We start from the raw sequence: 12100 nt of genomic DNA, 5'->3' as shown, positions 1-12100 counted from the left end.
TTTTCGAAAAAACGGGGCGTTTCACAAATGCATCCGGCCCAGCATGTGAGCGAGATGAGCCGCCAGACGACACGAGAAAGCAACCAAAGTGAAGGTCGGGTTGGCATGACTTGACGTCGGGAAGACCGACGCGCTGGCAATATAGCAATTCCGTAGCCCATGCACCTTTAACTGGGCGTCAACGATACCTTCTGATGGTTTCTCCGCCATGCGTGTCGCGCCGATAAAGTGTCCGCCCACCGGCGACATGCGCGTATCGATCAATTCACGCAGCGACATCTCTTGCGGCCAGGTAAGTTCGGCACCGATTTTGGAAAATGCTCCACAGGAAAGTTCAATCGCCCGCATTACGGAATTGACATCTTGTTCACAATACTTCCAATCTACTCCCATCTTCAGCATTCCCATCCGATCGCGATCAGGCGTCAAGAAAAGCCGACTATTAAAATTTGGAACCTGCTCTGAATTGAATTCCATTTGATAGGTGCCGGTACGACTTTTTAGAGCAACATACGGAATGCGATGATAGATACCATGCCTCATCCAGATCCATGTCGGCAAGAATTTTGCCAGTTGAGGGACATTTAGAGCAATATTTTTTGCATGAGAGAGCCACAACGAGGAATCGTGCCCAAGCCTTGCAAGTTCGTCGCGCTCCTGCATTGTCATCTTGCGCGTATATTCCGGCAGGATGAATCGTTTGGCAAAATACATCAGCGATAAGACACCATCCTTGTGCCCCGGATTGGCCGCATTTTCATGCATGAATCTCAGCACGAAGTTCAGCAATCGGTGCTCCTGCTGCGCGGCTTCCGTCATGACGAAACGCCGACGGGCCCATATTCCACCCTGCAGTCGATCAAAGCCCCAATGCACCGGCCAGTCCTTTGAAGGAAGGACCAGTTTGAGGAAATCCGCTTCAAGGTGGCTCATGAGATAGCGCCCAAGCACCCGGTCACCACTCGGGAGGCTCCAATTGTTGTTAGCCATGGAAGCGGCCAAGATCCGGAAACTCTCAAGCCCGCCCGACGAAATGACGAAGTAGCCGGCTTTTACCGAAAATTTGGTTCCGACCAAACTGATGCAGTCAGCCGAGCGAATTCGATCGCCATTGTCATCCATGGCGATATTGACGCACGTTGCATGCGTAACGATTCTGATAGACTTGGAGGATTCCAGAGCGTTTCTGTAGCGTTTCCCAAAATTGGTTGGAGCGCTAAAGCGTTCCAGGCTGTCGTCGGAAAGGACATCGTCATCCAAGGCGCCAACGGTCCGATCATAGTTTGGACCATATACCTCCGACAGTCGAAAGCTCGCTGATCCGATCTCGCAATATTCGGCGGCCTTTAGGAAGAAACTCTTCATGTCCTCATAGTCGACTGGCCATACGCCACATGGGACATAGTCGCGGTCCCTCAAATCGATGGGATCATAGGGAATCGTCCGTCCGCCCCAGATTGTTGAAGCTCCACCGATCGCCCGTCGACGATACATATTGAGTGGTGCATATTTTTCGGAAATGGAAACTCCATCGCTCAAGGTATCTGCTTCCTTGTTGTTCGTATAATCACCGCTTTCAATTAGTATGATTCGAACGCTAGGAAACAACTTCTCTAACTCGAGTGCAGTTACGATCCCAGCCGGGCCCGCGCCGATGATGCAGACCACATCGGAATTACCAACTTCTTCATTCTCGACTAGAGAATTAGCGTCGATGAATTGCACTATATTTATCCCTTAAATATCCGAGTAATCTCTCTTAGGTGTGAAATTGAACTTGTACCAATAATAACGGCTGCCAGAGAGGAATTTCGAGATAATGCCTGCAGGCGTTCGTTTATGAATTGGGTTCGTTCACAAGGCGTCTTAGCTTGTAGGGCTATGGGCCCACCCAATACTTCGCGCGCCACTACAGAAATTCCATTGGCGCTTGCTCGATCAACGAATTTCAACATGTCTACATCATCAGGCTGTAGTGGAAGTTGCAGAATGTCGACATCTGAAAGCGCTAGCGTTGCGACTACGCTTTCCCTGTCTTCTGCCGACACCCCAATCAGCCGCACCTTGCCCTGATCTCTCAACTCCTTAAGCGCTTCGAGAGGTTCACCATCGGCGATCTCCTTGGCAGTGGCCCCGTGCAGCAAGACCGCATCTAAACTGTCCCGCCCCAACCTTTTTAGGCTGGATTCCACATGTTCTGTCAAATAGCCTCTAGTGAAACAGGTCGGAAGTGCGCGCGCACGCGTAGATGTTACCGCCTGTGACGCCCCCTTCCATTTCGCGACGATGGGAATCAGGAAGGATTTGAAAGGAATGAACAAGCGCATTGGAAGTGGAAAATACTGACCGACCTTTGTGCAAATAAATACATCATTTCGCTGGCCCAGTGCGGCCTTCAGAATGCGTTCGCTGTCGCCTTGGCCATATATGTCTGCTGTGTCGAAGAATTTGACGCCCTGCGTTAATGCTTCCTCAATCAAGGCAGCCGAGTCCGCCTTCTGTAAGCCGTTCACCGAGCCTAGTCTTGCACAGCCCAATCCAATAATAGGCCTGTTGGTGTTCTGATCCTTGATCAAGGCCGTAGCGTTCATGCCGTCCTCCTACTGTCAGCGCCGCCTGCTCAATCCGTTGGTCGCAACAAGAAGCTGTACCGCAAGGTTTGAAAGATAGCGCCGCGCCGCCTTGAGCTTCCGGGTAGCCCAGCTTTCTGCCCACAACTCTCTCAAGGCCCTATCCATTTCAATCCTGGATCGCGCCCGACCTGCAAAACTTGTTGAGTCACGGCAAATTTCGAATTCGGATAGAATGAAATCAAAACATTGAGCGCGCGCTCCTTCTTTTATTTGTGAGGCTATCGTGACGTAGTCCCCGCATATGGGGTAGCTCAAATCATACGGGAAGCGTTTGTGCCAAGCGGTCGAGAAGAGCGTCGACTGATGAATGGCGGGCAAGCCATATTTGATGTAGCTTAGCCGCCGCGCTCGCCGCGTGGCGCTGCGACCACCCTCAAAACGGCAACGAGTCGCGAAGAATGCGATATCAACTGGAGTCTCTATTGCGTCGAGCAGGGCAAAGGCTTCGTCGAGCACCGAACTGTCTACGAGGAAATCGCCTCCGTTCAGCATCAACGTGTAGTCGCCGACGGCATGCGACAGTGCGACGTTCATCGCATCATAAATGCTTTTGTCCGGATCTGTAACCAGTCGAATTCTCGGATCACGATGCATCAATTCTTCCGCATATTCGCATGTGCCGTCGTTCGAGCTGCCATCCTTGATAATTAGTTCCCACGAGGTGAAGCTCTGGTCGAGAACAGAATTCGAGGTGGTGATCAGCCCCTGCAGATTATTTCGAACAACGGTGATGATGGTAAGGCGTGGAGTATCCGAGCTCATACTCGCCCCTTTAGCCGACAAGTTGAAAACATATACCACAAACCTACAGCCACGATGAAAATGGGGTTGAAAACATGGCCACCATATAGCGGTGCAAACAAGAACGTCATTATGAGCGGAAGGTTATTGCTCCGAATGGATGCGCGAGCAACTTTTGCAGTTACTATGAAATAGAAAATTACTCCAACAATTCCAAAATATATAATGTATTGAAGTAAGGCATTTTCAATTGTTGAATAAGAAGTCCTTCCCGCACTTATAAAAGCCGAATACGTGCTGTACGCCTTGGAGCCGAGCGGCAGTGATCCAAATAATGACACGCCTTGGTCTCGCAAATACAAAAGCGGTGCGGTAACACGCACATATCCGGAAGTTCCTGGACGCCAAATTTCCTCTATGCGGCCAGCCGACGTATAAATATTTAATTCGAATAAACCGAGAAGGGTGGCTATTGCTAAACAAACCATCATCATTCGTAGAAGCGTATTTCTGATTATTTGGTATATCATGGCCGCGAACAAGATAACCAAATGCGCCAAGCCGAGAAATGAACCGGTGGCCACTACGGATATCGACAGAATGCCTATCTTCAATGTGGGCATTGGGATCTGCCTAAATCGCGAGAGGAGCACTGAAATTGCAAAGGTTGCCCAGAACGCGGCCGCAGATGGCTCCCAATTCAGTCCGTTAGGACGAATGAAGGAGATCGTATTCGAACGGAAAAACGGATTGTAAGGGCCTGGCCTCCCCCCACTGAGCGGGTCAGGACCAAATTGAGAATATGCACCGAAAGGGTTCAACGTCCCATAGTCCTTAAAAATATTAAATGACACAAATTGATATAGAATAAAAACTCCATGCGCGCAGCTCAATAATATATAAACATTCAACTGCGCCCTAGTAATTTTACCAGAATTGGACAATTTGTGTAAAATTTCTATAAAAATAATTGTTAAAAGTACAAATAGCCCCTGCATCGCTGCTCGTTCATCAAAACCATATTTGGCGAAGTCGACCATCTCTTTGCAAGCCAAAATGCATACTGCAGTGATAACAAGAGGGCCTATCTTCTTCAGATTCAAGAAGCCGAACACCACGATGAGAACCATCGTGATATGGGAAAGCAGAACTTGGCCGAATCTTACCGCGCTAAAAAGATAGAGTGCGAGTAGTATTGCTACGGGCAAACGCACTGACCACCCCCGTGACACCGCCCGCTGTTTATGGTGGAATTGTGCAGGCTGGCTTGGGCGCTGCTCAACGTGATTTCCAGAATGAACCATTCAATTTACCTATAGACGTTAACGGCAACTTTTGCCGAACGGTCATGGAGATCGAAAAAGAACCTCAAAATTCCCACCATCATTACGCAACGCAATAACAAGGGGGCGGCCCACAGCGCACCTAGTGCCACTATGCGCCAATTGTCGGCGAGATGCAGCCCTCGAAGGACTTCAAACAGTAAGAGTGAGCCCAAGACTGCTGAGATCGATGCTGACAGAGAAATATGCTCCTTCCTCCAAACACTAAGGCTGCGCAGGGCGACGCTCTCGATCAGCCATCCCGCGCACCCCAAGGCGACCATAGACATCAGCAAAGTGAGCGACAACATTCCGCCAAGGGACTGGAAAATCGCGGGATGAAACAAAAAATCGAACACCAGTAGTGAAACCAGTATTGCTAGTAATATCGGTATGCCAATAAGAAGATTATGTTTTAGCGTATTACGGTATAATTTTCTGGCTTCGCACACATCATCCCTCAAAAGCGCCGCTGAAAAATCGTCAAGATAGTGCGATATAATAACAGACAACAGCGTTAGCGGGACAAGCGTGAATACTCGTTCGATAATATACAAGGCTGAAGCCCACCCAATTGAACTAAGGGCGAAGTGATGTGCAATCAGTGTAGGTGTTTGTTGCATCACTGACTGCATGAAGCCCAACGTGTAGATCGAGACAGAGCGTAAATTTACGGCTTTTGTGAACTTATATTTTTTCCGTGCACGCATCAACATGGTTAAGAATAGTAACGATAGAACCAGTGGTGCAAATAGGACGATCAGGAGAAGGGTATTTGCATCATTGGAAATCGTTTTATCGAAGGCGATGAATAACAGTGCGGCAATCACAATTATATTAATTGAAATTGTTGCCGCTGAATTTGCAAATTTATTGTGAAGGGCGTAAAAAGCGATCGAAAGTCCGCATATCAACGTCGCCACCAGGAAGACTGGGTAAAATAAAATGAATATTGATTTTGGTCGAAAATGAATGAAAAAAAAGAAGTTTAAGATATGTTCTAATAATGCGCACCCTAAAATAAGCATTATTGTGGATATGATTAGAACTTCAAGGATCGGAATTCGATTTCTACCGTTCTGTCGCGTCGCATATATCCAGTTCATCGCCGTGAAGTCGACAAAGACTGTCCAGTGAGAAAACAGCAGTCGCATCAGCGACGAGAATAGGTCCAAAATCGGGCCTGCAGGTAGGATAACCGCCGCCGCCGTGTCCCGCATGACGCCTAATCCACGTGATCCTAGGTTTAAGATCAGAACAAGCAAGCGCGACCCGCTAAGCTTACGCCGCCATAGCCTCATGTTCAACTCCTCAGGAAAGCTCTGACATTTCGCCCATTTTTGACCGCGCTTCCCTGGAGCTGAAGCGCCTCACATGCGTGAGAAGCTTCGCAAGCTGAAAAAGAGATTCGAGAATGTCTCTGCCAATGTACCTATAACCCTTGGCCGAGCCCAATTGGTGCTCGAGTTCCCGCTTCTTATAACCGATCGTTTCCAGCCGCTGCTCGCCGAACCAATTGAGATAGCGGCGCCCCCAATGACGTCTGAGCGGGTTGCAGAAGTGCTTCAGCTTTCCAAGGGATTCTATCGAAATTTCACGGTATCGGTGAATTCCAACCTTATCACCCATCGTCCCAGTCACTTGCTGTTCAGCAATCTTCGAAAAATCCGGTGCAAAGTTGCTCAAGTCCAGAAACTTAGCAATGTCACGAAATGTCTCCGATGGCATCTTCACGACATCCTCGTATTTCACCACCAAGGTGTTGGGATCGTCTTTCGCCACCTCGGCAAAAGCATGCATTCGCTCCAAACCCTTGTACAGATCGACAAAATACGGCCGCATGCGCCATCGCCGTCCTCCATCGCCCCATGCGTCCACCATGCTGTCTGCAACGGACAGTGGATTTCGGAATAGCAATATGATCTTGCAATCGGGCAGACATTGCCGAAGTTCGTTCAAGATCAGGGCGTATCGCGGCGTTTTGTCGATGAATATTTTCGTGGGATCATCCGCGAATGATGCTGCCGCTAGGTTCAGCGCTTGGTTCAATCTCTGCGCGCGATCTCCGCGATAGAATTCGGACAACGCAATGCGACATGCACGATAGTCAAATTCAGTTTGGATATCAACCGGTGCCATCCAGCCTAGAGCATTAAGGAAAAACCAAGTTTCTGCCGAACTTTCTATCTCCGGATGGAGTGTCAGCATCCGCTGTAGCAACGTTGATCCAGAACGGGGTAGGCTAATCAAAAACGCTATCCGCCCCTCTGGGGCTGATGTTGAACTTTCCGATTCTGGAAACATATTTTCGGATTTTGTTTGTTCGGTCAATTCTATGCTCCTAGTCGGGAAAGCGCTGACTTATTGCGCAAGTAAGGCTCTCCGGCTGATGGCGGCGTCGACGGCAGCTTGGAATGACTTTTGCAACATAGCATTATCATGTTTGACACTAATAGTTTGCCGTGCAGTCGTAGCCATGCCTTGTAATTGATCGATAGATATTTCACCTGATTCAATTCTCAGTAAAGAATCGACGAACTCGGCATTCGTTTCGCAATGCAAATAATGGTCTCGAGGAAATACTTCAATTGCCTCGGCGCCGATATCAGTGGTCATCACGGGCACGCCATTCAACATGGCGTCAATAATTTTTAATTTTATTCCAGTTCCAGTTGTTATAGGGGCGACGAAAATTGCGCCGTCATGTAGAAAAGTTTCGATATTATCGATAAACCCGATTTGCTTGACATGCTTCAGATGTAAATTATCGTTCTTAACTCCTGCAGATTCGAAGCGTAATGTCGAATTGGGGGATCGAAACTTGAAATCATCGGCGATTTTATCAAGACGAAGCAAGGTGTCTGCATTCGCATATTGCTTGGCATTGCCCATGAAAATCGCCCGGGTGGGAATTTTTCGTTCAAAGACACTGACAGTCGGGGTGCGATCGGCCGCCGGTGGCATGGGCGTAATTTTGAAGTCGGGCGGCATATAAGTCTGCAGATTTGTGGCTTCTCGAGATGAGACCATCAAGGCGCCATCGAATATCGTCGATATCCGCCGCTCTGCTCGGCGCATGAGTAACCGTTCCGCGGCCAGAGCCGCCGCTGGTGCTAAGCTCGTTATGCCCCTCAGGCTCTTGGGGATGCGATCTGCAAACGTGCTGTCGATACGATGGTTCGATGCCTTGAGCATACGGTCGTACCGGAGCGACAGCATGTCATCGAGGTCGATGAGCATTGGTAAATTCGGGAAACGCTGCCTGATATGCACCGCCGACGCCATTGTTCGCAACATGTCGAAGATGACGATATCCGGCTTGAACTCGAGGATTGTTGTTTCAAGCTTTGCTGCGGCACTTCCGGATGAGAGAAGATGGGCTTGAAGGGGGTATGTCGGATGTCGGATGAAACTTCCAAGCGCCCCGAGGATCGAGTTGTCTGACAATCTAAACTTCGACGCAAGGCGGTCGTCCAAAGGATCAGTGGAAGCCGGGTCATCGCTGGAAAATGCAGCGAGAGAAGTTTCTCCCATATCAAGGCAATATTTCAATACTTGTGAAATCATACGCTCCCGCCCCGTAAAAGGAGGGTGATGCCAGCGGGTGGCGCAGTAGAGGAACTTCATCAAAAAATACTCTCTTAATTGACATATTTGCGCAAATTTATCCTGAAGAGGGTATCCGGTAAGCAAAGCCTTGCAGGCAATATTATCCGCATTCAAGGAGTTGGAGAGCACCTACAAATTCAGAGATTTTCTCTAGCTGAATCATATGAGGCGTTCAACTGCCGATAGTAGTGGACAGGGCAGGTCGATATCTATCGATATGGGCGCCTATTCTGCCGGCGGGTGTGACATGCGGATTGCGAGGCGGTCCCAGCTCGACCTCCGAGATGGTTGCTGGAGAAGAAGGCTGAAGGTCACAGGGATGTTGAGCATTTTTGGCAGGCCGCGGAAAAAGGAGCTTGCCCCGAGGTGGCTTTGCTGATTCCAGGATCGCATAGAGTGATGTTGAAGGGATCGGGATGCGCGGCGGTGATGAGCGGAACGAGGGGCTATTCTCGTATGTAAGCTGCGCGGCTCGGGTGCCGGCGAACCATCCATTTCGCGCGATCCGCGCGATTGTCGATGAAGCGCTGGAAGTGTTGTCTGTGGATTTCGACAGCCTGTATTCTCGTATCGGCAAGCCCTCGATCCCGCCCGAGAAACTCCTTCGCGCCTTGCTCTTGCAGGCCTTCTATTCGATCCGGTCGGAACGCCAGTTGATGGAGCAGATGGACTATAACCTGCCCTTCCGCTGGTTCGTTGGCCTGGCGATGGATGCGCCGATCTGGGATGTCACGGTCTTCAGCAAGAACCGCGAGAGGCTGCTGTCCGGGGACGTTGCCGCCAAGTTCCTGCCGGCCATCACCAGTTAGGCGCGCGTACAGGTTCTTCTGTTGGACGATCATTTCTCGGTGGACGGCACGTTGATCGAAGCGTGGGCTAGGGCGTGAACTCATAAACCGGGTTGAGTTTGCCTTCTGCGCGTGATTCAGGCTCCTTCTGGGATGGAGGGGCGAATGGCGCGGCGGCGGTACGAACTGACAGACAAGGAATGGGCGATCATTGAGCCCCTGCTGCCCAACAAGCCGCGCGGCGTGCCTCGGATAGATGACCGGCGGGTGTTGAACGGCATCCTTTGGCGGTTTCGATCTGGTTCGCCCTGGGCGGAAATCCCCGAGCGCTATGGGCCATCCACCACCTGCTACAACCGGTTCGTGCGCTGGCGCAAAGCCGGGGTCTGGGACCGGCTGCTGGCGGCCGTTTCGGCCGGTTTCAACGGCGAACTCGTGATGATCGATTCCACCTGCGTGCGCGTCCACCAACACGGTGCGACGGCAAAAAAGGGGGATCTTGCGATCATGGCATGGGACGTTCCCGGGGCGGCCTTACAAGCAAACTCCATGCTCTTGTCGACGCTGAGGGACGTCCTGTCGGCCTGCGGCTGACCGGCGGCCAGGTTCACGATGCCTGCGAGGCCGAAGCGCTGATCGCCGGCATCCCTAACGGCGCCACCCTGCTGGGCGACAAGGGTTATGACAGCAACCCCATCCGCAACGCCGCCGCCGCCAGAGGTGTGTGGACCAACATTCCCAATCGCTCCAACCGTAAGCAGCGCTTCGGCTTCTCGCCATGGCTCTACCGCCAGCGCAATCTCGTCGAACGCTTCTTTAACCGGATCAAGCAGTTCCGGGTCATCGCCACCCGCTACGACAAAAATCCTGACAACTTCATGGCCGCCGCCAAACTCATTTGCACACGCATCTGGTGCGCCGCGTAATGAGTCCACGCCCTAGGCAGGTGACTTTGCCCTCCAAGCCACAGGGCGGGACATGCCCTCGCGCCAGGTGAAGAGCGTGCAGCGAACATCCTGGCCATTTGGGAGGCGCGCAAGAAACCACACTTGAGGAACTGCGCCGAACGCTGGCTGAAAAGGGCCTGGCCGTGTCCGTTGCCGGGTTGCATCGCTTTTTCGTGCGCCGCGGGCTGAAGCGGAAAAAAACTGGCCATGCAATCGAGCAGCACCGACATAACTACCCGGAATTTGTCCAAGTACGGTAAGCCCATCTGCTTACAAGCCGAAGGTGAAATACAGGCATGAACCACCGTCATCACGATACAATGTGCATGTTTTTCCACTGGCGCTGAACAGAACAATCCGGTTAGGAGTTAGGCGACGTTCTTCAGCACCTTGGGTCGGCTGGCGGTGGCATCTATCGCAGCACGATAAAGCCTCTCGTGAACTTCCGTTAGCGGGATGTTCTGCGTTTCGCCCGTCGCAGCGATCGCACTGTCGATGTGATAACCTATCGTCTGGTGAATGCCGTTCTCAATCGAGACGAGTGTGAACTTTGCGCGATGGTTGCCACTCACGCTGCCGATGGTCACGTTATCCAGCCCTTCCGGCGCGCCGAAATACCCGACCTGACAGAACAGCGTCGTGCCCCTGTCCTCGATGCTAAACAGCGGCTTGTCACCGCATCGGACTGTGTCGAGCGTTGCGATACCGACCTCAGCGGCCTCCCGTGTTGGGAAATCGAGCAGGAAGTCGCGCGACATGCGCGGCTTGATCTCCGCGTCCTTCAATCCGGCTTCGGCGAAGAAGCTGTCGAAGTCGACGATGCGATACTGATAGTGTTCTCGCTCGTTTGGCATCTGGCTGAGACCAGTGGTGATAAGCACCCGGTTTCCGGTTTCGAGGAACTGGTTCAGGATATCCTCATATACGCTGTAGATGAATAGCAGCGGATCGACATCGCTCTCGGCTGCGCTCGAATACCAGCCTGGATTGCGACGCTCGCCTTCATAGGCTTCGCTGTCGAACATGTGATGGTGCTGGATATGCGCACCAGCATTGAGGAACAGCGAGCCATATTGTGTACCATTGTCATCCATCAGACTGAGGAAAAGGTCCGTCAGCAGGCAGTCGAGAAACGCTGCCTTAGCCCATTTGTGCCGCAACGCCATGGGCAGGATGCGCAGATAGCGGGCCAATGATTTGCCGCGCAAATAAGGCAATGCCAGTGGGAGAAGCTGACGTCCGAGTTTAAACGACGAGAGTTCGGACGATGCATTGTCGTTCACCACGTCGCGGATCAGTGCATAGAGTCTCGTTGCGCGCGGGCTCGCTGTTACTTCGGTATTAGTCCAAGGATCAGGCATGAAGAAGTCAGGATTCGCACAAGCATTGGCAGCGTTCATCGGAGAAAGCGCGCCGACCTTCACGCCCTGTGCCTCCAGCTTTTCCCAGATTTGTGGCTGCGGCTTGTAGACCGAGTCGCCGAGCCTGAAAATCTTATGCTCGTTGTAGGTCTTTCCATTGTAAACGGTTGGCCACTGAATCCATGGCTCAAGATACGGATAGCCCAACTCCGACACGGTCTCGAAAAGCTGTTTTTCCTTGAGTAGCTTCGCAAAGCCCGGCAGTTTGCCTGCCGTAACAAACTTGCGAACATAGTGGAGATTGAGTTCGTTTAGTTCGAGAGAAATCACAGCCACCGGATCACCCTATCAACGGAATTGTACCAATTATTCCCAACACATGAGCCAAATTAAACGGCGAAATCTCATATTCAACCGCTGACAGTGCCGGTACATGGATATTGCAAATGTTAAGCGCACCAAGGGTGTAACCCGCTGCCCCAAAGAATCCAAGCGATGATTCTCTTCGGCCAAGCCATGAACTTTTAGAGTCTCGCTTTGAGGGGCCCCTCCTCCGCTCACATGGGGGATTTGGAGTCAAGTTACTTGGCCAAGGGGATATTGGTCTTTCTTGAGAGCTCGCATCAAGGTTCCAAGCCCATAACCTGTGCGGCCATTGCCGAGCCTGATCAAACTCACATACGGTCGCCACAGATGCAA

Annotated in this window: 9 protein-coding genes and 2 pseudogenes; 3 read left to right on the top strand and 8 right to left on the bottom strand. The window is 51.3% G+C overall.

Going from position 1 to position 12100, the window contains the following annotated elements; translation table 11 throughout:
- Window positions 1–21: 21 nt before the first annotated feature.
- The 7 genes from NN5_RS22220 to NN5_RS22190 form a co-directional block, all read right to left on the bottom strand.
- Window positions 22–1725: a GMC oxidoreductase gene (locus NN5_RS22220; protein WP_157081275.1), complete on the bottom strand. Its 1704-nt coding sequence runs from the start codon at window positions 1723–1725 to the stop codon at window positions 22–24.
- A gap of 5 nt (window positions 1726–1730) precedes the next feature.
- Window positions 1731–2591, bottom strand: a complete 861-nt coding sequence (locus tag NN5_RS22215; protein ID WP_067738401.1) for an aldo/keto reductase — start codon at window positions 2589–2591, stop codon at window positions 1731–1733.
- A 15-nt stretch (window positions 2592–2606) separates the two neighbouring features.
- Window positions 2607–3395, bottom strand: coding sequence for a glycosyltransferase (locus tag NN5_RS22210; RefSeq protein ID WP_067738398.1), 789 nt, complete (start codon window positions 3393–3395; stop codon window positions 2607–2609).
- Window positions 3392–4678, bottom strand: coding sequence for a hypothetical protein (locus tag NN5_RS26075; protein ID WP_157081274.1), 1287 nt, complete (start codon window positions 4676–4678; stop codon window positions 3392–3394). Before NN5_RS26075 ends, NN5_RS22210 begins: the two co-directional genes overlap by 4 nt.
- 5 nt (window positions 4679–4683) lie before the next feature.
- Entirely contained in the window at window positions 4684–5916 is a 1233-nt protein-coding gene (locus tag NN5_RS22200) for a hypothetical protein (protein ID WP_067738392.1), read from the bottom strand.
- Between the two features lie 91 nt (window positions 5917–6007).
- On the bottom strand, window positions 6008–7027 hold the full coding sequence (locus tag NN5_RS25460; RefSeq protein ID WP_157081273.1) for a sulfotransferase family protein: 1020 nt from the start codon (window positions 7025–7027) through the stop codon (window positions 6008–6010).
- 30 nt (window positions 7028–7057) lie between these two features.
- Window positions 7058–8323 (bottom strand): glycosyltransferase family 4 protein, encoded by a 1266-nt coding sequence (locus NN5_RS22190; protein ID WP_157081272.1) that lies wholly within the window; start codon window positions 8321–8323, stop codon window positions 7058–7060.
- A gap of 398 nt (window positions 8324–8721) precedes the next feature.
- Between NN5_RS22190 and NN5_RS22185 the strand changes: the two are divergent.
- The 3 genes and pseudogenes from NN5_RS22185 to NN5_RS26555 all read left to right on the top strand — a co-directional run.
- Window positions 8722–9183, top strand: a pseudogene (locus NN5_RS22185) (transposase); the annotation flags it as partial.
- 75 nt (window positions 9184–9258) lie between these two features.
- A protein-coding gene (locus NN5_RS25455; RefSeq protein ID WP_217998743.1) for an IS5 family transposase occupies window positions 9259–10019 on the top strand; the annotation gives its coding sequence in 2 pieces (ribosomal slippage) (window positions 9259–9595 and window positions 9595–10019; 762 coding nt in all).
- 19 nt (window positions 10020–10038) lie between these two features.
- Window positions 10039–10267 (top strand): annotated as a pseudogene (locus tag NN5_RS26555) (IS630 family transposase); the annotation flags it as partial.
- A gap of 141 nt (window positions 10268–10408) precedes the next feature.
- Here NN5_RS26555 and NN5_RS22170 read toward each other — a convergent pair.
- Entirely contained in the window at window positions 10409–11737 is a 1329-nt protein-coding gene (locus tag NN5_RS22170) for a hypothetical protein (protein ID WP_067738378.1), read from the bottom strand.
- Between the last annotated feature and the right edge of the window lie 363 nt (window positions 11738–12100).

This window comes from Novosphingobium naphthalenivorans NBRC 102051, from assembly GCF_001590985.1.
In the GTDB taxonomy this organism is placed as follows: domain Bacteria; phylum Pseudomonadota; class Alphaproteobacteria; order Sphingomonadales; family Sphingomonadaceae; genus Novosphingobium; species Novosphingobium naphthalenivorans.
Note: the sequence above shows the minus strand (reverse complement) of the source record. Positions and strands in the feature narration are given on the sequence as shown.

Excerpts from the sequence above, each read along its gene's own strand:
- NN5_RS22190 (WP_157081272.1), bottom strand. The coding sequence starts at position 8,323 with ATGAAGTTCCTCTACTGCGCCACCCGCTGGCATCACCCTCCTTTTACG.
- NN5_RS22215 (WP_067738401.1), bottom strand. The coding sequence starts at position 2,591 with ATGAACGCTACGGCCTTGATCAAGGATCAGAACACCAACAGGCCTATT.
- NN5_RS22210 (WP_067738398.1), bottom strand. The coding sequence starts at position 3,395 with ATGAGCTCGGATACTCCACGCCTTACCATCATCACCGTTGTTCGAAAT.
- NN5_RS26075 (WP_157081274.1), bottom strand. The coding sequence starts at position 4,678 with ATGGTTCATTCTGGAAATCACGTTGAGCAGCGCCCAAGCCAGCCTGCA.
- NN5_RS22200 (WP_067738392.1), bottom strand. The coding sequence starts at position 5,916 with ATGCGGGACACGGCGGCGGCGGTTATCCTACCTGCAGGCCCGATTTTG.